Origin of the sequence: Murdochiella massiliensis, from assembly GCF_900059565.1 — a bacterium.
Classification (GTDB): Bacteria; Bacillota; Clostridia; order Tissierellales; family Peptoniphilaceae; genus Murdochiella; species Murdochiella massiliensis.
On record NZ_FIZW01000002.1, the window covers coordinates 349702 to 371901 of the forward strand.

Annotated in this window: 20 protein-coding genes; 3 read left to right on the plus strand and 17 right to left on the minus strand. The window is 48.3% G+C overall.

Features of this window, described 5'->3' with window-relative positions:
• Nucleotides 1-6: 6 nt before the first annotated feature.
• The 11 genes from cas6e to BN3910_RS03265 form a co-directional block, all read right to left on the minus strand.
• On the minus strand, nucleotides 7-654 hold the full coding sequence (gene cas6e / locus BN3910_RS03215; RefSeq protein ID WP_066924258.1) for a type I-E CRISPR-associated protein Cas6/Cse3/CasE: 648 nt from the start codon (nucleotides 652-654) through the stop codon (nucleotides 7-9).
• Entirely contained in the window at nucleotides 629-1360 is a 732-nt protein-coding gene (cas5e, locus tag BN3910_RS03220) for a type I-E CRISPR-associated protein Cas5/CasD (protein ID WP_066924260.1), read from the minus strand. Before cas5e ends, cas6e begins: the two co-directional genes overlap by 26 nt.
• 5 nt (nucleotides 1361-1365) lie before the next feature.
• Nucleotides 1366-2478 carry a type I-E CRISPR-associated protein Cas7/Cse4/CasC gene (gene cas7e / locus BN3910_RS03225; protein WP_066924262.1) on the minus strand — a complete coding sequence of 371 codons (1113 nt, stop codon included), beginning with the start codon at nucleotides 2476-2478 and terminating at the stop codon, nucleotides 1366-1368.
• Entirely contained in the window at nucleotides 2471-3079 is a 609-nt protein-coding gene (gene casB, locus BN3910_RS03230) for a type I-E CRISPR-associated protein Cse2/CasB (protein ID WP_066924264.1), read from the minus strand. Before casB ends, cas7e begins: the two co-directional genes overlap by 8 nt.
• Nucleotides 3080-3090: 11 nt before the next feature.
• Nucleotides 3091-4785: a type I-E CRISPR-associated protein Cse1/CasA gene (locus BN3910_RS03235; RefSeq protein WP_066924266.1), complete on the minus strand. Its 1695-nt coding sequence runs from the start codon at nucleotides 4783-4785 to the stop codon at nucleotides 3091-3093.
• Nucleotides 4772-7555: a CRISPR-associated helicase/endonuclease Cas3 gene (locus tag BN3910_RS03240; protein ID WP_066924268.1), complete on the minus strand. Its 2784-nt coding sequence runs from the start codon at nucleotides 7553-7555 to the stop codon at nucleotides 4772-4774. The genes BN3910_RS03235 and BN3910_RS03240 overlap by 14 nt, the downstream gene beginning before the upstream one ends.
• Before the next feature lie 56 nt (nucleotides 7556-7611).
• A complete protein-coding gene (locus tag BN3910_RS03245) occupies nucleotides 7612-8502 on the minus strand; it encodes a Fic family protein (RefSeq protein WP_066924270.1) in 891 nt (296 codons plus the stop codon).
• A gap of 277 nt (nucleotides 8503-8779) precedes the next feature.
• A complete protein-coding gene (locus tag BN3910_RS03250) occupies nucleotides 8780-9361 on the minus strand; it encodes a hypothetical protein (RefSeq protein WP_066924272.1) in 582 nt (193 codons plus the stop codon).
• Nucleotides 9362-9529: 168 nt separating this feature from the next.
• Complete coding sequence (locus BN3910_RS03255) at nucleotides 9530-10972, minus strand: class I SAM-dependent RNA methyltransferase (RefSeq protein WP_066924273.1); 1443 nt, start codon at nucleotides 10970-10972, stop codon at nucleotides 9530-9532.
• Nucleotide 10973: 1 nt separating this feature from the next.
• Entirely contained in the window at nucleotides 10974-12278 is a 1305-nt protein-coding gene (locus BN3910_RS03260; protein ID WP_066924275.1) for a M18 family aminopeptidase, read from the minus strand.
• Between the two features lie 66 nt (nucleotides 12279-12344).
• On the minus strand, nucleotides 12345-12905 hold the full coding sequence (locus tag BN3910_RS03265) for a manganese efflux pump MntP (protein WP_066924277.1): 561 nt from the start codon (nucleotides 12903-12905) through the stop codon (nucleotides 12345-12347).
• A 184-nt stretch (nucleotides 12906-13089) separates the two neighbouring features.
• Between BN3910_RS03265 and BN3910_RS03275 the strand changes: the two genes are divergently transcribed.
• Nucleotides 13090-13356, plus strand: a complete 267-nt coding sequence (locus tag BN3910_RS03275; RefSeq protein WP_262361703.1) for a DUF6465 family protein — start codon at nucleotides 13090-13092, stop codon at nucleotides 13354-13356.
• 128 nt (nucleotides 13357-13484) lie between these two features.
• Here the strand turns inward: BN3910_RS03275 and BN3910_RS03280 are convergent, their stop codons facing one another.
• Nucleotides 13485-13856: a desulfoferrodoxin family protein gene (locus tag BN3910_RS03280; protein WP_066924283.1), complete on the minus strand. Its 372-nt coding sequence runs from the start codon at nucleotides 13854-13856 to the stop codon at nucleotides 13485-13487.
• 241 nt (nucleotides 13857-14097) lie between these two features.
• Between BN3910_RS03280 and lexA the strand changes: the two genes are divergently transcribed.
• Complete coding sequence (lexA, locus tag BN3910_RS03290; RefSeq protein WP_075967981.1) at nucleotides 14098-14733, plus strand: transcriptional repressor LexA; 636 nt, start codon at nucleotides 14098-14100, stop codon at nucleotides 14731-14733.
• Nucleotides 14734-14858: 125 nt separating this feature from the next.
• Here the strand turns inward: lexA and BN3910_RS03295 are convergent, their stop codons facing one another.
• From BN3910_RS03295 to BN3910_RS03305, 3 genes are all read right to left on the minus strand, one after another.
• A complete protein-coding gene (locus tag BN3910_RS03295) occupies nucleotides 14859-16127 on the minus strand; it encodes a bifunctional folylpolyglutamate synthase/dihydrofolate synthase (protein WP_066924290.1) in 1269 nt (422 codons plus the stop codon).
• Nucleotides 16128-16198: 71 nt separating this feature from the next.
• On the minus strand, nucleotides 16199-17209 hold the full coding sequence (locus BN3910_RS03300) for an Abi family protein (protein ID WP_187367683.1): 1011 nt from the start codon (nucleotides 17207-17209) through the stop codon (nucleotides 16199-16201).
• A gap of 193 nt (nucleotides 17210-17402) precedes the next feature.
• Nucleotides 17403-19283, minus strand: coding sequence for a bifunctional metallophosphatase/5'-nucleotidase (locus BN3910_RS03305; RefSeq protein ID WP_066924294.1), 1881 nt, complete (start codon nucleotides 19281-19283; stop codon nucleotides 17403-17405).
• Between the two features lie 220 nt (nucleotides 19284-19503).
• Here BN3910_RS03305 and BN3910_RS03310 point away from each other — a divergent pair, with 220 nt between their 5' ends.
• Nucleotides 19504-20463: a DUF1002 domain-containing protein gene (locus BN3910_RS03310; protein ID WP_066924296.1), complete on the plus strand. Its 960-nt coding sequence runs from the start codon at nucleotides 19504-19506 to the stop codon at nucleotides 20461-20463.
• A gap of 78 nt (nucleotides 20464-20541) precedes the next feature.
• Here BN3910_RS03310 and BN3910_RS03315 read toward each other — a convergent pair whose 3' ends face one another.
• A complete protein-coding gene (locus BN3910_RS03315; RefSeq protein WP_066924298.1) occupies nucleotides 20542-21348 on the minus strand; it encodes a Nif3-like dinuclear metal center hexameric protein in 807 nt (268 codons plus the stop codon).
• A 67-nt stretch (nucleotides 21349-21415) separates the two neighbouring features.
• Complete coding sequence (locus BN3910_RS03320) at nucleotides 21416-22120, minus strand: tRNA (adenine(22)-N(1))-methyltransferase (protein ID WP_066924300.1); 705 nt, start codon at nucleotides 22118-22120, stop codon at nucleotides 21416-21418.
• Nucleotides 22121-22200 lie beyond the last annotated feature (80 nt).

Consider the following 22200-nt stretch of genomic DNA (forward strand, 5'->3'; position numbering starts at 1 on the left):
CCTCCTTCATAATGCTAAAGGAGTTTCCGGAATGATGGTCAAAAGGCCGAAACCATAGGCTTTTTTCTTCCCGATGCCTTTTGTTAACGTCTCTTTGAAGGTCTCCAGATCAACAATCGTTAGACGTCCTTCAAAAGTTGCACGACTGAGGCGTATCGGCTTTTCTCCACCATGTTTGAGCAAGGAATAACCGCGCTCGACAAGCTGACATTCTTTTTCGTCAACGTGAAATCCGTTTTTTTTCGTTCGATCGAGAAAAAACTGCGTCTGTTGCGATACTGTTACATGCGGAACAACGCGTCCGCGCCTTCCCTCCCCTTCACTCAAAGCAATGACCGGATTCAAGGTGATCCGAAAGCTGAAGCGCTGACCTTCGCGCAAATGTGCTAAAAAGGGCTCGTAGTCCTTGGTTTCCGCACTGTCTTCTACACCGTAGCGCTCCAAACTCGTCAGATCCGGCCTTTGAGTACTGACAAGAAGAAGATATTGCTTACCCCGGATGGAGTCGATACGCCAAAGCTTTCGTGAGCGTACACCTTCCACTTGTTCTTCCGGGAAACTCTGTTCCACCCAATTATGGTAGGCGCCAACATGCGTCAGGTCTTTAATCTTTCTGCGGTTTTGGCTATCAATTTCCACTCTGGATAAATACATCCTGCCCTCCCACTGCTTGAAATGCATCATGCTCCGTTACTATCTTCTCATATGGCAGAAAAATGGAAGTTGTTTTTTCTAAACGCGGTTTGTATTGACGCGATTTTTGAGACAACGAAACAATAGTGTCTTGACGAATGATTTCTGTACCATTATCCAGTAAAGATGCATCAGCATACAGGTCAAGACGCGGCGTATTTCTTCGTTGATACCAGGGTGTCGCCTGCCAAGGCAAGTGGTGAAGCGTTTCAATGACGCTTCCATTTACCACACCCAAGACAAAATCCGCCGGTACAGGAGCGGATCGTCTTCCCATGCTCAACGAAAAATAGGGATGCAAAAGGGCGTCGTGTATCGTCTCGATCCATGCGTCATCTTCGTGACCCAAAGCGACAACAAAAACGGCATCCTGCAAATAATAGCGCTGGGTCACATATGTCTTCGCAAAAGAAAAATCATTCTTATACGTATGTGCCGTATGATAATCATGCAGAAGAACGCCGGGCTGGTCGACACGCACAGCGAAATCTAAAGCCTGCAGCGCGCAAATTTCTTTGTCCTGATCTCTCCGAAATCCAAAGGCCGCCGCCACGAATCCCAACACGCCGCTTTTTGACGGATAGAGATCCGTTCGCCGTATATTAAAATGGGAATTTGTTCCCCAGGATTGCAACGGACCGGAGAATTTTAGCAATACCGTTTTCATGATAGCTACTCATTCAATTTCAAAGCTGCATTTAACTCTTGACCCATTGTTTCCAGCATCACAGGGAGCGAATCCATCATTTGTATTTTCGGATTGTTTTCTATTTCCTCCTGTGTTGTAAGGAGCAACGACCAAATCGGCGGTGCTACAAATTTTTCAACGCGATCCTTTTCTTCCAACATTTTTTTAATGGAAAGAGAATCATACCCATTCTCAGAACGAACCGGCTGTTCAAAGGCACTAACCAGGTTGACAGGACGATCTGAACGCAAAATAAGAAGTAAAGCTTGTGGCACGGTTTGATGGGCAAACGGATTCACCATTCCGATCGGAAGACTGTTTGAAAAGGCTTCAACGAAGATTTTAAGGACGTCGATGGTCTCCTTAGTGCTTTCCATTTGCTTTAAGAGTTCATGAACAGCAACATTGGCATAGCGATAGTACGTCGCAGCATTAAATTCCACCGTGTCCAACATAGCCGCGCCCGCGTTTTGCTCCCGCGTTAAATCATCTATCGCCGCATAATAATCGAATTCCGTCTGCACAGCATGGGTGGAAATCGCATGAGCAACCTGAGCTGAAGCATCCTCTTTTAAGTAGTCTTTTCCCGCCAACATGCGACCAAATAATGCGATATCAATCGACGGGTTTTCTTTCAGGATTTGTTTATAATCTTCCGCTTCCGCCGTTCCACTCAGTGCAGCTTGAGCTAAACGAGTCGCCTGTTGATTTCCCATAAAAAACAAAGCTTTCGCGATCTCCGACTTCCCTTTAGAAGTTTTGGCCTTCGATTTTCCAGTCGGAATCCCTACCGCTTTCACTACTTCAGCTGCTTTGTCCGATGCAATTGCTTCTTCTAAATCCGGTTTGAGCTCGCGCATTTTATTTGCTATGACATCGATAACCTGGAGTGTTCTCACACCTAACTTCTCTTTATCAACATGTTCGAGAAAATATCGGCGCATCACACTCTTCCACGCCTGCGAACTGACGCGAGCACGGAGCACCCCACCGTATTGAGCCGTCTTCGGACTACCGGCATCATCTCGGTTGACATTTGATGGCGGAAGCGTCTGAATTGCATGAACATCCAAAAACCAGTGATCTGTATTACGCATTTTCTTCTCCTTTTTCTTCCTTCTTCCTTCGATAATAAGCTTCGGCCCATCGAAAACGCACGTCCTCCTGATGCCCTCGTAAAAACCAATAGAAATCACCAGCTAAGTTCGAAAAATCCACGGGAGTACTTGATTTTGTTCGAGCTTTCAAAATTTGCATCATTTGTCGTGTACGATGCTCGAATTGGAAAAAATTGTTGGCCGTAATAAGAATACGGAAGCGCCGATCCATCGCTTCTCTTTCTTTTTCCGTACGTAAATCTGCTAATGATTCGCCAAAATTAGGACGAAATTGCTTTTCTTCTTTTATCAACACCGAAGCTTCGCACCCCTGCTGATAGAGAGCATAGTTTTGTAATGCATAGAGAATAGCCAGCTCTTCTTTCGTCGGTTCTCCATTTCGGCTCAGATAAAAATCTGGAAGATGTTCAAAGAGTAGCGGCCAAACTGCACTCGTTCGGCCAAGTTCCCGCCCAATTGAAGCACGCAAATTCGCCAACAAAGCCTTTCCACCTCCGGTGTTTCGAATTGCATCTACTTCGCATAATATTTTCGCTGTCACAATCGAAACGGGAGTTGGTTTTTTTTGTGTTGTATTCATAATCTCCTCTTTTACAAGTACTGTTTTAGGCGATAACGCAAATCACGATAGGCCGTAGCGATGTTGATGATTTTACCGTCTTCCTGAATTCCCCGATAGTCTCGAATGGTTGCGGTCTTCATGACACTCTTCGCTTCATCCAGAATCAATTGTTGTGCCTGTTCCTTCCAATACGATACGTGTTCATCCTTGCTGTAATCCGGATAAATCGCGAGGAGCCATTCACGAAACGGAGCATCTATATGTTGATAAGCCCGTTCAATATGTTTCGAGCGCCAAGCGGAAGAAGAGTCATTACGAATCTTTAAAATTTGTGATAAAAACCCGAAATAGGCGCGTTCCACCATTCGTCGCGTGTCCAGAACTGCGCCATTGATGCGAGGGATCCAGCCTTCTTCTTTAATGTCCGCCAGTACCATATTATTAATACGCAGTTCGTCCACAATTTCATCAGTTGGTACCCATGAGAGCGCGTTGCCATCATCCTGCATACTGACCGCTACAATGGAAATATCGTTTTGCCGAAGATCTGGATGGATATAACTATACTGCATAAGTACGCCGGGCATATGATTCGGCGCCTTATCCCCTGTCAAATCTGCGGTTTCACCCGGAATCGTCAGGAGACCGAAAGATCGCCAAAGCGCTTGATTCTCTCTATGCTTTTTGGGCGTGAATACTACTTGCTTTTTCCGCTCTTTGTTCCAGCGCCACAAAGTCATCGGTTCCAAAAAAGCATTCTCATTTTCAAATTTAGGCAATTTCACAACGCCAATAGCAATCGATTCATTCTCTTTTAATTTAGGATCAAGGTAAATCGCTCGACTCCAATTCGTGTAGAGTGAAGATAAATCGCGCGGCGCATTGTCCGAGGAGAGCAGTTTTTTCAATCGTTCCTTAGGAGTTTCTTCCCAACAAGGGTGCTGCATTGCACCCTGATACTGCATTTCAGGATGAAGAAGAAAAAGATTCAATAACAAACTCTCCCATATGGTTTCCCCTTGCAAATAAACGCCCCCCAAATCAAACAGCCATCCTTTGGAGGATTGATATTTTTCCCGACCAAACGTTACTTTATCGTAGAGACCCATGTAGCCCTGAAACATAACGAGCCAGCGCGACAGCTCGGAGAAGGATAATTTTTCTTTATTTTCGTTAGATTCATATTTTGGTGAAAATATCGCAATTTTATTATCGCTTTCAGAAATAAGACGATTAATATTTTTACCGGAAACCTTGGTCGGCTTGGATTTATTCAACTTTTCAGCCGCCACATCTTCTTTTATCACCTGATAAAACGGATACTTCTCATCCAACAGAAAAAAGCGATCATGCCATTTTTCTAAATATTCCTCCACAATGAGCGGAAATTTTTCTCTTTCCCATAGTGCGTGCCACGTGGCATCCATTTCATCTAAATAGATTTCCGTTTCGTCTTCATCCAGTTCATTCACGGGGCGATATCGCTCATCTAAGGAAAGTACCGAATAAGGCTCCCCGTCCGCATCAAAACGGGAAAATACGGTTTGCAGCACGGCAAGCAACAGACGTAAGATAGCAAAATTTTGCGTTTCCATTTCGCCCGCCAAGCGCTTATATTCGTGCGCATGTGCAAACAAAGTACGAAGCGAAACTTCTTCCATCTCTCCGGTTTCTTGAACCAGAACGCGGATCCATGGTTCGTCCAATAAATTAAATCTCCCCACCTTGCGACTCCTGTTCTTTTTCCACCGTCAGTCCGTATTTCCTATTGTAATGCAAACGATATCCGTTCACAACTGCATCTTGATTTTCGTCGAATAAGACCGCCAACATCCCCTTTAGATAAGGATTGTCTTTCCAGTGATAAAAAAACGTTCTTCTCTTTTCTTCCAATTCCTGAATTGTTCTACCGATAGACCATTCCTTGCATAATTTTGCAGGTAAACGTAACGTATGACGAAGAATTTCTTGTACGGTATTTGGATCATCCAGAGAGGTGGAGATGTCGTCATTGCAACCTAAAAAGCCGTAACCCTTTCCAATCTTCTTTAGCGCAACAACTTCAATGGTATCCTCTCCGTCGCGAACCTGTGCGTAGGCCTCCTCTTCTGTTTTGCCTTCGTACTCATCACCATGAAGCCAACCATCTAAAGTAGTCCCTTGATACATCCGCGCTCGATAGATCGGAGGCGCCAAGCGGAAGCATTTGGCTCTTTCTTCTCTTTTCCCTTGTCTCGCCTCATGTTCTTCTTTCAACTCTTCGTAACGCGCTTCAAGAGAAGGATCCGGTACACACTCCTCGGAGCCATACACCTTCTGCACCAGCGGTGAAATATCTTCCGGAAAATGCAAAACCTTCGGCAAAATGATCTGTGTCTTCGCCAACAGATAACCACCATAAATTGTCTCGGCGCCGGAATCAAACGTTAACGTTTCATTCGTTTCCAACACATATACCGTTGGCTGTTTATGGGCATCCGGACGAGGACGGTTATGACGATGCAACCGCCCGATGCGCTGAATTAAAAGATCCATGGGAGCAAGATCCGTTAATAGGACGTCAAAATCGATATCCAACGACTGTTCCAGCACCTGTGTGCCAATAATAATTTTTGCCTGGGGACGTTGTCCGTTTTTCCCAATTGTTTGTAGGAGGGCTTCTTCCTTCTTTGCTCGTTGTGTGACCTCAAAAGCGGAATGCAATACCTCAACCATGGGTTCCGAAAACCTGCGCACACATTCTTCGGCGATGGTCTGCGCACGCTTAACGGTATTCACAATAATGCCGACAATACCGCCTTGCGCAAGAAGTTCCGCCACCTTTTCGTATAGATCATCGGAATAGGTTTCCACCCGAATTTCCTTTTGTGTCGATTCCAACGGAACGATACACTGCTTAATGGTCATGCCATCCGTGTAAGTAATCAAAGGGTATACCGCCGTGTTCAGCGAAATGGATTTTGCGTTGCTTTTTGACAACGGTTGACCGATTCCGCGAAGATAATTTTCGACGAGTTCTGCACGGCGGTCAGCCGGCAAGGTGGCCGAAAGCAGAATGACCGGCACATGATAGGCACCCAACCAGCGAATAGCCTGCAAGAGATATTCATTCATGTAGGCATCGTAAGCATGTACCTCATCGATAATCACCACTTTATTGCTGAAGCCCAGATGTCGCAGCGTCAAATGCTTTTGGCGTAAAGCCATCAGCAGAAATTGATCCACTGTTCCGACAATAAATTCATCCAAACTTTTGGTTTTTCGTCCCGAAAACCATTCATTGACAATAATGCCGTTCTCTGTCCCCTCATCCATTTGCTTTGGCAATTCAGCAAACTGCGGATTCAGCATGGCTTTGCCATGAACCAGGCGGAGGGAAACCGCCTCGCCGAATTCTTCATCAACAGATTGCAGCCAGGAAAGAAGACGCGGAAAAATTCCATTCGCTGTAGCCTGCGTGGGCAATCCGAAAAAGAGACCGCTCCTTCCGGTTTTATACGCCAACTGTTCCGCGCCGATGAGTGCGGCTTCCGTTTTACCGACGCCCATGGGCGCTTCCAGAATAAAAAGGCCCGGTGCTTGGGTCTGTTGAATCGCATCAAAAAAGAGACGCTGCGCGCTGCGAACAGAAAAGCCCTGTTTCTGAAACGCAAAGCGTTGATCGTAATATTCATCGGCATCAGCTTTTCCGACAGCCGCCCAAGGCATTGTTTTAAACCACTTCATCCATCCAGCCTGAATGCGATAGCTGCTGTCAAATGCCGGATAGGAATCAACGGGTACAAGCGGAAAATACTGTTCATTGCTGGCGATCCAATCCGCCATAATGAGTAAGCCTGAAAGCAACACTAGACCTGGCTGCGTCACGGCAGGAAGCTCTCCAACCGTTGCAAAACCGTTGGATAACAGGGCTCGGTTAAAAATGCTTTCCTGAACGCATTCCCACTTTTTATAGATCGAATCGGTCTTTTTTTCCGATTGATAATAATTGGCAAGGAAAGATCTCTGTACGCGAATCATGGCACTATTTTGAAGCGGCGTCCCGTGATGGGCACCGATGACGGAGGCGAGGTCCTCCTTCATGCCATATCGCATTGCAAGAGTCTGCCCTGCTAAGGGATGTGGAGAAGATCTTCGAGAAGGAAAATGCGTATCGCATATGCCAACAAATCCCGCCTGTTCCAACCGCTCCAGCAGAATCTCATCGCCTTCGGTATGTGTATAATTGCCTTCTTGGTGTTGAAATACCGGAGTTGCCTTTCCGAGATCATGAAGCGCGCCTAACAGTTGCAATGTGCGTTTGACAAGATCATCGGAAACACCGCCGAATGCCTTTTCGCACAAAAACCGGCGGACACCCGGTGAAAGCCAATGTTCCCACAAAAGCCCGCAAATCTGTCGTGTATCTTCCAAGTGTTGCGAAAGCGGCAACCAGTAATATTGGCCATCCCGTTCTCCCTTTTTTGCCCAAAGCGCATCCCGGTTTGTCACCATCCACCTCACCCTCTACGCAGTCCCATCAAAAGAAATTAAGGTTTTACCTTGCTTTACTACTTTATTATTTTTAAATACGTATCGAGCCTTGTGTTGAGGTACCCTGCGAACAGGTCTTCCATGGCACAAAGATTGTGCTTCATATGATATTCGTCAAAAGCGTTGTAATAGGCAAGTCTATCCGTGAATTTAATGTCGATCGGTGGGTATCCTGCCTTCATCAGCTCCAGATTCACAAGAAGTCTGCCGGTACGTCCGTTACCGTCGATAAAAGGATGGATGCTCTCAAACTGGATATGAAAGCGGGCAAGTTTGGTCACAATATGCTCTTGGTTTGCGGCATAATCGAAAAGAAGCTGTTCCATCATCGGTTCGATCAGATAGGGCTGCACAGGTTCATGATGTGCTCCCAAAATGCGAACAGGAATTCGTCTGTACACGCCACGGTCATCTTTCTTATCCCAAAGCACGAGAGAATGGATCCGCTTGATAACGCCTTCGGTGAGGGGTGATTTCGCTGTTACCAGCTCACAGACAAGGTCGAACGCTTCCTTATGACCTACCGCTTCCATGTGATCCTTCAAAGGCTTTTTATCGATCGTCAACCCACGAAGAGCCAGCTCGGTTTCACGAAGTGTCAGCGTGTTTCCTTCAATGGCATTGGAATTATACGTGTATTCGACCGCAAACTCTTCGGTCAATCTCTCTAGTTCTCCTGCAGTCAGAGGCCGTTTTCTGTCCAACTCCTGTTTCTTACGGTCAATCTGGGATAGGAGGCTCTCTTTTGACTTAAATCTACCATCCGTAGGCTTTTCGGCATCAATCGGTATCTTCCAACCGCGTCCTTTCTGATACGCACCCGGAATTTTCCCTTCCGCACACAATACTCTAACTCGTCTGTCGGAAATCCCCCATTTTTCTGCGGCTTCTTTTACGGTCATAAACATACGTTCTCACCTCCTCTCGCTATTTTTACTATATCACTTTATCGGAATAATATATTCTATCGGAATGATAGAATACTTTTTATCGGAATGACATTTTTGATCGCTCTTACCCATGAGCATCATGTTTTCAACCTTTTCTATGAATCTAGGACAAATGACTGAAGAAAATGAACCGTTCAGGCCCGTGCAAGACCGATATCCATGAGAATTTAGCATAATCGCTTGTAGTTCTTTCTCGAATTTCTCATTTGAGAAAACACACTTAATAGTACAAAGACTATTTAGAACGTATCTCGATATGGCCAGGACTTCGTTCTGTGTCCGGACAAAAAAGTATTTCAAGTTGATTAAAAGCCTCTTCTGTTACCATATATTCATTACTAACAAGATGATCAAAATAATTATTTATTTCCTCTATACCAGCATCTGGAATAATAGCTTGTATCGCATCATGAAATACTTCCTTCATTCCTTCCATTCCGAGATTTCTATTTTTATCCGTCTTGTCAATAGTGACTACGATCTTATTCGTATCCGCCGCATTTATCATCTCAACCCAATAATCATGGGTTACTCCAAAATATTTTGTTCTAATATTCCCCTTCTCAATGTGTTCAATAGGGCTGTCAGAAAAGGAATTGTAATTTTTTATAAACGTATCTACAACTTCATCTTCAGCGTATTTGCGCGATTCTTCTGAGCTTTCCATCTCTGATGTGCTATTAATCTCAATGGTCTCTGTTGTACTTGTGCTATTTTGAATAGATTTTTCTTCCCTAACTTTTGAATCTCCACAAGAGGCCATAAGAAGTGCAAAAACTAAAATCAAGATAACACGGACTGACTTGTTTTTTCTCATTTTTCATACTCTTTTCTATTGTTATTTTTTGGGTTAAAAAACAACTATTTTCCTGTTGTAAACCATCGCCTTTTTCATTCTAATTTATCTGAGTTGTGCTGCCTATCAGAAGGTATGGGCTCTCTTAACTTCTGGCTCAGAAGGTATTTGAACATACTCCGTTAATTATTATTGGGACAAAAGCACCACCGTCTCAATCTCCGGCGTGTTGGGAAACATGTCCGCCACACAGAGGCAATCAAGCATCCAGCCTTGTTGACGAAAATCGCGAAGGTCGCGGGCAAGGGTCTCGGGATAGCAGGAAATATAGACAAGTTCGCGAAGATCGGTAGAAAGAAGTGCACGGCGCACGCTTTCATCCAAGCCCTTGCGCGGGGGATCGACGAGAACGCAAAGGCGCTCCTTCACGAAGTCAGTTGTCAGGGATGGAAGAATTTCTTCGGCTTTGGCCGCGATAAAGGAAACATTGGTTAGACCGTTGCGTTCAGCATTCTGACGGGCATCCGCAACGGCTGCTTCAACCATTTCGACGCCGATAACGCGCTTTGCCTGCTGCGAAAGAAGCAGCGAGGTAGTGCCGGTACCGCAGTAAAGGTCGAGAACGGTGGCGTCGGGTAAAGCGGAAAAGAAAGAAAGAGCCTTCGCATACAACGCGGGAGTGAGAAAGCGATTGACTTGAAAAAACGAGGGTGGAGAAACCGTAAAGGAGAGGCCGTTCAATGTCGTTTGCAGGGTTTTCTGCAGCGTGGCGTAAACGAGTGGCTCACGCAGACGCACGTCGCCCGGACGACGGTTCTGCCCTTGGCAGAGCACCGTAAACGACAGCGGTTGCAGAAGGACAAAGAGATCCTTGCGTTGTGCCGAGGAAAGCGGATCGGTAATGAGAGCCGCCAGCGTCTCCCCCTTCTCGTTTGCACGCAAAATGACCATGCGCACGGCGGAGAAGGTCTTTGCCCAATTCGGCGTCTGCAAGGCCAGTGCATTCCACTGCTGTAGTTTTTGTTCCAAAACCGGCGCGGCAATAACATAGGAAGTAAGCGGACGCACCTTCCCGTCTCGCGCGGTATCGCCCAGACGTCCGTCCGGCGTCAGACGAAGATTGATCTTATTGCGGTAGTGCGTTTCCTCGGCGGCAATCCATCCAATTTCCGGCAAATCCGAAGCGGCAAAACCGCCGACACGAACCAGTGCCTCCCGCACGCGGTGCATCTTCCACGCCTTCTGTTCCGCCGGATCCCAGGCAAGAAGCGGAAAACCGTCATGCGGAGAAAGCAAATCGTCCTCGGACTTGTTACTCAAAAAAGAGGCGCCGTCATTTTGGACATAGGGATTGGACGAAATCGGGCGCCGATGTGGCGAAGGCGTAAGCAGTTCCACTGCCTCCGCCTCAAGGATATTCTTTTTCCGTTTGTGCACGCGAAGGCGCACGACATCCCCCGGTAAGGCACCGTAGACAAAGACGGTCCGTCCGATGTCTTCTTCAGGCAGAGGAACTGTGCCGTGTGGCGTAAAGATCACATCCTGCGCCGTCAGGTGCCCGATGCCGCGACCATCCACCGTAAGGTCGGTCATGGTCGCGGAATATTCTCGATCGGCAAATCGATTGTCCAACTTATTGTTCATCGTTCAAAAAGGCGGTTAGGGTGCGAATCATGGCATCGTGGTCGGCCACACCGCCTAATTCGCGCACGGAATGCATGCCGAGGACGGGGTTTCCGACGTCGGCATTTAAGATGGTTGTCCATTGCTCATCCATCGCGCCGATCGTGGCACCTCCACGCTTATCGGAATGATTGTGGAACGTCTGGAAGGTCACACCGGCCTTTTCCGCGTAGAGGCGCACGCGTGCGCCGCCTTCCCCATCGGTAATATAGCTCTTGGAGGCCGCATATTTCAGCACCGGGCCGTGATTGAGAAGCGGACGATTGGTCGGGTCTGCGCAATCCGTATGATTGGGATGCACGGCATGCGCCATGTCACAGGAAACCGTGAAGCTCTTGGCTAAGGCAACCGCGAAATCTTCCTCGTCGCCGCCCAGACTGCGGACGATGCGCGAAAGGACATCCCGAAGCGTCGCCGAATCCGCCCCTTTACGACTCATCGAGCCGATTTCTTCATGGTCGTGCAAAGCGATGACCTGATGCACGTTTGCCGTCTTCGCCTGCGTCAGCGCCGTGGTCGCGGCATGGCACATGGCCAGGTTGTCCAAACGTCCGACGGAAAGGAATTCTTCATTTTCTCCGAGGAACATTCCCTTTTGTACATCATAAAGGAACAGATCCGCATCCAAAATTGCTTCACGAGAAATACCGGCTTCCTGCGCAACAACCGCCAGAAAATCGCCTTTCTTACCCGGTTCATCCGCCATACACCAAATCGGCGCCATGCCATTCTGCGGCCTGATTTCGCCATTTTTGTTCACCTCACGATCCATATGGATGGCCAAGCTGGGGATGATCACCAGCGGTCGGGTGAGATGAATTTTCTTCACGGCATAGCCGCGCGGCGAGTCGTCTTTTACCAGCAAGCGACCGGCCACGGAGAGCGGACGATCCAGCCAGGTGCGCAAAATCAATCCGCCGTAGGGCTCGACATTGAGCTGGCCGTATCCGCTTCGCGGCATATTCACGTTTTGTTTCAGCTGGAAACCCGGCGAGTCATTGTGCGCCCCGATGATGTGAAAACCGGCATCCGCCTGTTTTGCTGTACAAAAGGCGAAAATTGTGGCATCCGAAATTTCCACATAGTACGTTTTTTCGGGCTCCAGTTTCCAGCGGGAAGTCAGCGTAAGCTGCGTAAATCCTGCTTTGTTCAGAAGCGCTTTTTCCTGTTCCGTCGCCTGGTAGGCGGTCGGGGAACCGTCAATAAACTGCAACAGCTCTTTTGCGCGCTGACGCGCCTGTTTCGTGATTTTCATGCTTTCTCCTTTTATTTCCTATGGCCTTTTGGAAGGCCTTGCGCCGTAATGCCTTGGATCGATTCACTACACGCCCTGAATCCAGTGCGTAATGAATACGCGAATGCCGATGAACAACAAAATCGCTCCGCCGACAAAGCCCGCCGGCTTTTGATAACGCTGTCCGAAATAGTGTCCGATATACACGCCGGCAAACGAGAACAGCCCTGTGCATACCGTGATGAGCGGAATCGCCGTCCATAAATTCACTTCCATCATAGCAAAGGTAACGCCCACCGCAAAGGCATCAATGCTGGTCGCTACAGCAAGGGGAAACATGGTACGCCAGGAAAAATCGCCCGTAGGACAGATTTCCGGATTCAACGCCTCGCGTATCATCTGCACGCCCAAATAGCCGAGAATAAAAAGGATCACCCAATGATCGATGGCCTGCATGGACTGGGCAATCCATGAGCCCAATAAAAACCCGAAAATCGGCATCAACCCCTGAAAACCGCCGAAATACGCACCGACAAAAAGGCCATGATGCACCTTCAGTTCCTTTACCGCAAGTCCTTTACATATTGCTACCGAAAAAGCATCCAAAGAAACCCCCACAGCCAACAGCAGCAGTTCAAAAAATGTCATCCTCTTCCTTTCCGGATTTTACAAAAACACACTTTTATAAAATCCACCTTCATCTCCAAATTATGGTGCTTTTTTACCCCAAAAAGGGGAATCCTTCCGAAAAAACGGATGATTTTCAAAAAAATACCTCGATTTTTCCAAAAATTATTCTCCTCTTGTTGTTTATTTCCATTTTTGATAAACTATGACGGAAATTGAAAGAAAGAGAGTATTTCTTTCATTTTCACTGAACAAACAGGAGGGAAAAATGCTCAAAACGAAATACATTGTACAGTATCAAGGTCGCGAAGTCGATATGGAAGACCTGGTCAAACAGGCAAAACAATACTGGAAGCAGGGCGGTCATAAATTGGGCGAAATGGAAACGCTGGATATTTATGTTAAGCCGGAAGAATCTGCCGCCTATTACAGCATCAATGACGAAGAGCAGAAAGGGCGCATCGCCTTTTAACCAAACGACTTTCCGCATATTTTCCAACGGAAAAATGTGCCAACGACAACGTTACAAAAGCGAAGACGAGCCGCGCACGAACGCGCAGCTCGTCTTTTGTTTTTCTCTCGATAACCGAGAAAGAAGATTTAGGCTTCGGCTTTCCAGAGGCCATGCTTATTGCAATGCTCATAGACCGTAGCGGGGCCGTCTTCTACCAGGAATTCCGCCTTCGGCTCTTCGCCCGGCTTTAATGCGACGCTTTGGAATTTGTCGCCCTGTACAACGGCGATCATGGTAATGAAATGATCTTCTTCCATCGGATGAACGGTTTCGCCCACGACAACCGAAATCTTGTTGCCCTCACGTTTAACAGCGGGAACGTGCTTCTCTACTGCTGCATCTTGGGTGTTGGCTTCCAGCTTTTTCGTCGGCTCGCCACAGCATACCGGCGTTACTTTACCCACCTGATTGGCTTTGATATACATCGCGCCACAATGTTCACAATAATAAAACTCCATAGCTCCTCCTTCATGTGATAAACCATCCTGAACTTTCGGAAGGAATTTCCTAAACCGTAAGTCCTGACGAGCGTTTTCGCCCTTCGTTTCGTTTAATACCCTAAATCCGTCTTGTCACACGAGATTCTGCACGGTATAATAAAAGCGAAAATTTGTTCGTTTTGATAAAACCGGTCGGAAAAAGTTGACGGCGAAAGACGTCCGGCTTTCCGGCATGGGCTGTTCGACAAAGGAGGCGACAATGCAATCCCCGGTACAAAAAAGGCGTTCCGCGATGCTGCATTATATCTCTTCATATTGGACGGAGAACGGCATTGCGCCCACTGTTCGTGAAATTCAGGAAGCCTTGGGCATTCGTTCCACCTCGACCGTCTCAAAGGACCTCCATGCACTTATCGATGCCGAACAGATCACGATGACCAAAGGCTCATACCGCTCCATTCGCCCGGTGGAAGATCTTTCGGTGGCGGAAACAAAAGATACCCCCTATCGGGAAGATGTCTTTGATATTCCGGTCTACGGTGCCGTCGCGGCCGGACAACCTATCTATGCCGATGACTATACAGAAGAGTCCATCCCCCTGCCGACGGCGTTTTTTCATCCGGACGGAGGCGACTACTTTATTTTGAAGATTCACGGTGAATCCATGATCGAAGCCGGTATCTTTGACGGTGACCACGTCATCGTCCGCCGCCAACAGACCGCCCGCAACGGACAACAGGTCGTCGCCCTGATCGAAGATTCGGCAACGGTAAAAACGTTCTTTCAGCGCGCGGGCTATGTCGAATTGCGCCCCGAAAACGCGGCGCTTGAACCGATTATTGTAAACGAATGTCGTATTTTAGGCGTTGTCTGCGGACTCTATCGCCTCTATTAAACAGTAGCTCTTTTCAAAAAAGGAGGGGCTTTGCGCGGCTCCGTAACGTCGGATTTACGTTTCACGTTATGGAGGCTGCCTGCCCCTCCTTTTGCTTCTTTTTATTTCTCTTGTCCTCAATATGACTATCTATTTTCTAGCCAACGGCTCGCACCATCCAGCAGATAGAGAGATCCTGCCGCCACAAACATTGCATCCGGATGCGCAAGATAGGCTTCGTCCATCGCTTTTCCCATCGCGGTAATCACAGCGTCGTCCTCTTCGTCCTGCACGGGAATGCGATAGACGGCATCAAACGCCGAAAAAAACTCTTGTTGCTCTTCCCCGCTCAATTTGCCGTCATGCATGCCAAACAAAAGAATGCGTTCTTTCCCTTGTGCCGGAGGGCAAGCGCATAACGCATCCAGGTTTTCCACCAGCATTTCGGCCGCCTGATGATTGTGGGCACCGTCGATGAAAACGAGCGGATCAAAAGAAAGCATTTCCAGTCTTCCGGGAAGGTAGGCTTCCGCCACGGCGGCATGTACCGCATCAAAAATTTCTTCCGGACGCGGAAAATTCCCCGTCGGGAAAAGAGCCGCCGCTGTCGAGGAATCGGGCGCAAGCAATTCTTCCAGCGCCGTCAAGGCGGTGCCGAAATTCTGCAGCTGATGGCGCCCGATGAGCCGTGCCCGGTACTCTCCGCTCAATGGTCCGCGTGTAAAGGTGAACTGCAACGCCGGATGCTCCTTGGGCATCCAACGAAGCTTGTCGTTCGTCATCGTTGAAGGGGAAAAGAAAACCAATGATGCCCCCTTTTCTTCGGCAACCTTTCGCAGCACCGATTCCGCCTCCGGGCACTGATTCGCCGATACGGCAAGCGAGCCCGTTTGGAGTACCCCCGCTTTTGCACGGGCGATCTCTTCAATGGTGTTTCCAAGACGATCGCGATGATCAAAATCAATGGTCGTAAACACGGTCATGATCGTAGAAAGCAGATTCGTGCAATCATCCAGACCGCCTATGCCGGCTTCCATGATCAGCACGCGCGCCTCCTCCCGATAGGCAAGAAGGGCCTCCACCATACTGCGTGCAAAATAGGGAATGTACGGCAAATTTTCCGCCTTGCCTTTTTTCTCCATTTCCTGTTGAATGGCCATGGAGCGTTCATGAGTAATCGGCTTCGATTGCAGCATGATTCGCTCTTCATAGTGATGCACGTGCGGTGAGACGAAGTGGCCCACTTTTTCGGGCAACAGCTTTTCCAAAGCCAGAGCGATCGTTCGTCCCGTCGATCCTTTTCCGTTGGTGCCGATGAGATGAATAATGCATTTGTCTTTTTCGGGATGATCGAACGCTTCCAGCCAACGATAGGTGGCCTTTTGCAACGCATTCCATTCCTGTTTCGGGCGCATGGTGTCCTCCTGTTATGGATCATCGGACTTTTTCGTTTAAGCCACGGCCGATGATCGCCTGAGCGCAGACGTTACGATTCATTTTGATTGGAGAAATCCTCCACTTCGGTCGCAGGCATGACCCAGCGATCCGACGCGATGGGCTCCCAACTGATATCCTCCTGATCGAGAGAGGCGACATCAATGCCGGCCGCCTCGCAAAGTATGGTCTCCCATTGCTCGGGAAAATCCAGAAAGCGCGGCAGAAAATACGGATGGAGGGCAAATGTTCGTCGAAAATGGACGATAATTTCCCGATTGCTCTGCGCGTCCATCACGTGCATGAGGGCCAACAGCATGACAAAAAAGCGGAAAGGATCCGGATGAAATTCCGGAGCTATACGCTCCATCGTGCGCCTGTCCGCTTTCAGAACCGCACAACCGTCCGTAAAGCGACGATTGGATAAACGACCATGGTGTGCACACGTATTACGCAATTTGGCCAGGCAGCTGAAAAAGGAATATAAAACAATTTCGGATGCCACCCCGTAAAAGGCGGAAACCCGCTTTTGTTCCGGGCGGCGCATATTTTTAAAAATTTTCGTAAGGGTTCCGAGGGTAATCACTTCCATCGCGACATAGACGGGAACATCTCGTGTTTTCCCCTCTTCCGGACAAAAACGCCGTACAAACGGCTCATTCGCTCTGGTCAACTCGTTTTCCAGATCGTTGATAAAATTTTTATGGTAGTCGTCCTGACGAAAATGGCCGGAATCCAAATAGCCGTACGCACCGAAACTTTCAAGCAGTACGGTGCCGATGACATGTCGCAGTTGCACCTCATAATCCGAAAGATAGTCGAATAAAAAGTTTTTGATGCGACGGTCAGCAAGATAGCTGTCAACCAGCATTTCAAACGTTGTTCCGTCCTGATATGTGCCGTCCGCCTTTTTCCAAGTCAGGCCGAAATTCTCCAGATGAAAAGGGCTGATACGCTGAAAAACCTTCTTTGCATAATCCAGATCCCGGATGATGAGCTTGTCCTTGATCACCATGTCATAGAGTTTCGCATCCGAATGCATCAATTGTTGTGGAGTCACCACGCTCACCACCTTTGCAAAAAGTCCCGCCGTTTTGCACGTCATTGAGAGGTGTGGCGGGATCCGTAACTACAGTATAGCATAATTTATACGGGAACACGGAAAAACATGTCCCACATACAAAAGTCCCCTGTGATGAGCGATAACCGCTCATCACAGGGGGGCTTTTCTTAGGACTTTCTTTAGAAAGAACCGTTTACTTTGTTTCTTTCTTTTTGGTCATCGTCAGAGCCATACCGGAGAGCAACAGCACCATCGGTGCAAAGGTCATCACATCACCGGTCTTCGGCGCGACTTTGTTCGTACCGGCTACCTTGGTTGAAGGTTTCTCAGTTGCCGGCTTGTTTTCATTCGGTTTCGGCGTCGGTTTTTCTTCCGCCTTAGCTTCCTTCACACGACCGTCCGTGGCATACGTGAAGGTTCCCTTTCCGTCTTTGGTCAATTCGGTCATATAGTCCTGAACAACCTGGGCAAGTGAGCCGTGTGTAGCCAGAAGCGTCTTTCCTTTGAACATTTCGTAGCCGTCGCCACCGACTGCCATAAAGTCATTGGTCGCCAGTTTGTACGTTTTGGTCGGTTCAATCGGTGCATTCCCCACCATGATGTTGGCAGCAGCCGCTTTTCCGTCTTTCTTGGCGATTTCAAAACGCATACCGGAAATGTGCGGGAATTTTCCTGCCGGATTGGGATATTCCGAAATCCCGTAATTGATCGCATCAATGATATCCTGGCCACTGACTTCGATAACCGTCATGGCGTTACCAAACGGCAAAACGGTAAAGACATGACCGACGGTCACCTTCCCCGCGGCAATGGAGGCACGGATTCCACCGCCATTGGTGATAACGACGTCGGCGCCGGATTCTTTGCGCATGGCATCGGTAATGAGATCGCCCAATGCGGTTTCCCCTGCGCGCACGTGTTCGCGTTCTCCGTCGAGGGTTGCGGCTAATGTTCCGACTTCCTGTCCGAGCACTTTTTCGTTTTCTTTATCGAATTCCGCAATCACGTCTTCGACTTCTTTATTTACCGGATACGTCTTGGCCTGCTCATAATTGATCAGTTCGGCTTTGGTCTCGGCTTTTCCTTCCTCATCGAAAGTAACCTGAACGATACCGATGTTTTTCAAATATTCGCCGGTCGAGGCACCTACTGTACCGTTTTCAAAAACGTGCCCGTTCTGCCATTCGGTATGGCTGTGTCCATCGACTACAAGGTCAAGGTTTTTCAGCTTCGGTACCACTTTAAGCGTATTGACCTCAGACTCTTCATCGCTTCCCAGATGGCTGAGCAGAACCGTATAGTTCGCGCCGCGGCTGAGCAGCTTGTCGATCTCGCGCTGAGCGATTCTGACGGTCTCGTCAACGGTGTCGGTGAAGGTCAGTCCTTCCGTATTCAACGGATTCGCCTTGTACTTGGTTTCCGGTGTCGCCAAGCCGAAGACACCCACTTTGATTCCCTGTACATCCAGCACTTCTCCGCCATGGAAAAGAAGGTTGCCGTCTTTATCGAACACGTTTGAGGCAAACCACGGGAAATTGGCCAAACTTGCATTTTTCTTGGCCTGTTCCTGACTGTAATCAAACTCATGATTGCCGGGAACCATAGCCTGTACGCCAATCTTGTTCGCCAAATTGATGATGGATTCCCCCTTGGAAAGCGTTACAAAATTGGTTCCTTGCGTCAGATCGCCGCCGTCTACAACCAGCGTAGGCCCTTCCGCCTTTTTCGCTTCAATGATTCCTGCATAGTTGGCGTAGCCGATATTGCCTTTTTTCCCATCTTTGCTGGAATTCTCCACATGACCATGCACATCGTTCGTGTGAAGGATTGTCAATGTCTTTCCCGCTACATCTTCCTTCGTTAATACGGCTTCTTTTTCTTCCGTCTCTGTTGCTTCTTTCACAACATCGACCTTTTCCTGTTCTGTCTGCTCTTCTTCCATCACCTGTTCGACAACATCGTCAACGAAAAACGTGCCTTTCGCTTCCGGATTGTCGGCTAACGCTGTATTCGGAAGAAATAACACTGCAGAGAGCAACATGGCTAAGACAAAACCAAACCGTTTCTTTTGCATACATCCTCCTTTTCCTTTTGTGCACTCTCCATCGTTCCTACTATACCCGAGTCTGTTCAACATACACGTAATACATAAAGATAAAAGTATGAAAAAAGTAAAGTCTTCATAAACAAAAGAGCTTTATCCGTACGTTTTCTCTTCATATTCCGAACATAAGGGCAGGATAGGATGGGAACATCTTAAGAATCGGCGAAAGCCTAAGGAATGAGGAGAAACGATGAAAAAAAGCAACACGCTATGTCGACGCCTTGCTGCCGGAGCGATGACCTTGATCATTGCGCTGACGAGCCTTGCTCAACCGGCAAAAGCGGATAATTTAAAACAGTCAGTTTATTCTTATGGACAGAGCCTTACTGCCGAACAAAAACAGGAAACTGCGCGTTTACTTGGCGTTTCCGATAAAGCCCTGGAAATGCAGGTCAATATCGATGAGATGAACAGCCTGCTTCATGACGACTATGATTATTATCAGGTATACTCTTCCGTTTATCTTGAACCGGCTAAGAAGAATACCGGAGTGCAGGTCGAAATTGTTACGCCCAAAACCATTACGGAAATTACCGCGACGCAATACGCTAACGCGGCCATCACGGCCGGTGCGACCAATATGACCATTCGCGTAGCTTCTGTAAAAGCGGTCGACGGGTCAGGCGCCCTTGCCGGTGTTTACAAGGCCTTCAGCGGCACGACGGGTACGTTGCCGGAAGAAAACATCAAGACGGCGCAGGAAGAACTGGAAGTAACTTCTAAGATTACAGCCGAAAATAGTGGAAAAGATGGCTACTCCGATGAGCTGATGAATGCCGCCCTTGCCGAGATCAAGGCGCAAATCGCCAAGCAAAAAGAAGAGAACGGCGGAAATATTTCTGTAGGTGACATCACCACCATTATCAATACGGTGGTGAACAACTATCATCTGGACGGTGTGTTAAGCGAGGCGAATATCTCCTCGTTGCAGGACCTGATGGAACAGTTCTCCAAAATTGAACTGACGGATGAACAGCGGGCCAATTTACAGGAATTGGGACAAAAGCTGTTAAAAGAAGGCGGTAACCTGATGGAAAAAGTGCAGGCCGATTGGGCGCAACTTTCTCCGGACACCAAATCCGAACTTGGCGGATTTTTCGGCAATCTTTTTCAGGGGATTATCGACTTTTTTGCCAACTTGCTGAAATAACCTTCTGCTCACCGATCGGTTGTCGATGGTTGTCGACGAGCACAGCATCGAATGAGTCGAAAAACCGCACGCTAAGCGTCACTCCTCCATGAGGAAGTGGCGCTTATTTTCTTGCTCATCAAATACCTCTTGTGCGATGTTCGCGGCAAACGTGCGGGAAAGTTGAAGAGCGCGGGCCATGGCGGGAAATTCTGCCGCATAATGGCCAAGATCAACCAGCGCCAAGCCGTTTTGTAACGCAAATTGCGCCTCATGATATTTAATGTCCGCCGTGACAAAAACGTCACAACCCGTCCTAAGTGCATCCGAGGCAAAGTCCATGCCGGATCCGCCAAGAAGGCCGACACGCGAAACGGTCCATGAGGGATCGCCGTAGAAAACGACGGAAGATGTTCCAAAGGAAGCGGATAGCGACTGCGCAAAAGAAGCAAGCGTCATGGTCTTCACTTCTCCGCAAAGGCCGAACCCGGATGAGTAGGCACAAAGCGGATCCCCTTCTTCCCGTTTGCGAAGCGGACGGCGATGGCGAAGGGCGATACGATCCGCCATTTCGGTATTGACACCGCCGTCCACCCAATCCCACGGTGTGTGCGTCGCATATACCGCGATGTTCTGCTCGAGCGCCTGCATCACGAGATCCTGTAGAGGAACGTCCTCGTGCAGAGCATGAATGCCCTCAAAAAGCACAGGATGATGCGTAACAATTAAATTCGCTCGGTTTTCTACAGCCTTATTAAGCGCACCTGCGGAAAAATCCAATGCAAAGAGAATGCCGCTAAGCGGTCGAGCGAAACGGCCAAACTGTTTTCCACTGTGATCCCACGGTTCCTGTAAAACAAGCGGTACACGCTTTTCCCATTCGTTAACCCATGCCTGAATTTCCATCCGATTTCCTTTCTCCCGCTTCCTCGGGACGTTTTCTTTCTTTTTTCTCCTCGTTTGCTCAAAGCCATTATCCGAACAACAGGGTGTCCAGCATAGATAACGCTCTTTCGGCTTCCTGTCGGCGTTTCGCAGCCCCCGGCGTTGTTTTTCCTTCCAGATGAAGAAGGAGCTGATGCCAATGCGCCTGATCTCGTCGAAGCTGCTTTTCCACCAGAGGATGATGGCTTTGCAGCAGTTCAGGGCCATATTCCGCTTCCAACGCCGATAAAGGATGTGCATAACCGCTTCCTTCGGGACAGACCTCCCCCGGATAGACCAGAAAAAGCGGATAAAATTGTCCCTCTTCTTCGACCAATTCTTCTTCAATTCGACAGGAGAGCGCTTGTAAAAAGTGCCGAAAGTCGGCAATTCCACTCTGCGGTGAGAGTATCCACGTCTTGGCGCTTCGGGCAAAGGAGAAGGATTCACATAAAATGCGCTTGATCAGTGGACCGCCCATACCGGCAATCAATATGGTATCGGCCGACGGCCAAGGCACATCGTGCAGACCATCGGTCACCAGGAGCGTGATTTTCTGCTTCGTTACCGGATCTGCACTTTGCAGGGCTTCCTTCAGTTTGGCAAGAGAGGCCGAAGAAATGTCGGTTGCCAATACGTATTGAATATCTTCGCGCTCGGCTAAGCCGAGCGAAACCAAGCCATGATCCGCTCCCACGTCAATCACACGGGAAGAAGACGGAACAAGCTGAATAAGGGTTTGCAGACGATGCATACTGCCTCCTGTACCATGCGATCCTTTCCTATCGACAAGACGCGTGGCCTATACAAAAAGCGCCTTCGCCGGACAATCTT

What these genes read in the sequence shown, in the direction of transcription:
- cas6e (WP_066924258.1), bottom strand. Translation starts at nt 654, where the DNA reads ATGTATTTATCCAGAGTGGAAATTGATAGCCAAAACCGCAGAAAGATT.
- cas5e (WP_066924260.1), bottom strand. Translation starts at nt 1,360, where the DNA reads ATGAAAACGGTATTGCTAAAATTCTCCGGTCCGTTGCAATCCTGGGGA.
- cas7e (WP_066924262.1), bottom strand. Translation starts at nt 2,478, where the DNA reads ATGCGTAATACAGATCACTGGTTTTTGGATGTTCATGCAATTCAGACG.
- casB (WP_066924264.1), bottom strand. Translation starts at nt 3,079, where the DNA reads ATGAATACAACACAAAAAAAACCAACTCCCGTTTCGATTGTGACAGCG.
- BN3910_RS03240 (WP_066924268.1), bottom strand. Translation starts at nt 7,555, where the DNA reads ATGGTGACAAACCGGGATGCGCTTTGGGCAAAAAAGGGAGAACGGGAT.
- BN3910_RS03245 (WP_066924270.1), bottom strand. Translation starts at nt 8,502, where the DNA reads ATGTTTATGACCGTAAAAGAAGCCGCAGAAAAATGGGGGATTTCCGAC.
- BN3910_RS03250 (WP_066924272.1), bottom strand. Translation starts at nt 9,361, where the DNA reads ATGAGAAAAAACAAGTCAGTCCGTGTTATCTTGATTTTAGTTTTTGCA.
- BN3910_RS03260 (WP_066924275.1), bottom strand. Translation starts at nt 12,278, where the DNA reads ATGAAAATCACGAAACAGGCGCGTCAGCGCGCAAAAGAGCTGTTGCAG.
- BN3910_RS03265 (WP_066924277.1), bottom strand. Translation starts at nt 12,905, where the DNA reads ATGACATTTTTTGAACTGCTGCTGTTGGCTGTGGGGGTTTCTTTGGAT.
- BN3910_RS03275 (WP_262361703.1), top strand. Translation starts at nt 13,090, where the DNA reads ATGACGGAAATTGAAAGAAAGAGAGTATTTCTTTCATTTTCACTGAAC.
- BN3910_RS03280 (WP_066924283.1), bottom strand. Translation starts at nt 13,856, where the DNA reads ATGGAGTTTTATTATTGTGAACATTGTGGCGCGATGTATATCAAAGCC.
- lexA (WP_075967981.1), top strand. Translation starts at nt 14,098, where the DNA reads ATGCAATCCCCGGTACAAAAAAGGCGTTCCGCGATGCTGCATTATATC.
- BN3910_RS03295 (WP_066924290.1), bottom strand. Translation starts at nt 16,127, where the DNA reads ATGCGCCCGAAACAGGAATGGAATGCGTTGCAAAAGGCCACCTATCGT.
- BN3910_RS03305 (WP_066924294.1), bottom strand. Translation starts at nt 19,283, where the DNA reads ATGCAAAAGAAACGGTTTGGTTTTGTCTTAGCCATGTTGCTCTCTGCA.
- BN3910_RS03310 (WP_066924296.1), top strand. Translation starts at nt 19,504, where the DNA reads ATGAAAAAAAGCAACACGCTATGTCGACGCCTTGCTGCCGGAGCGATG.
- BN3910_RS03315 (WP_066924298.1), bottom strand. Translation starts at nt 21,348, where the DNA reads ATGGAAATTCAGGCATGGGTTAACGAATGGGAAAAGCGTGTACCGCTT.
- BN3910_RS03320 (WP_066924300.1), bottom strand. Translation starts at nt 22,120, where the DNA reads ATGCATCGTCTGCAAACCCTTATTCAGCTTGTTCCGTCTTCTTCCCGT.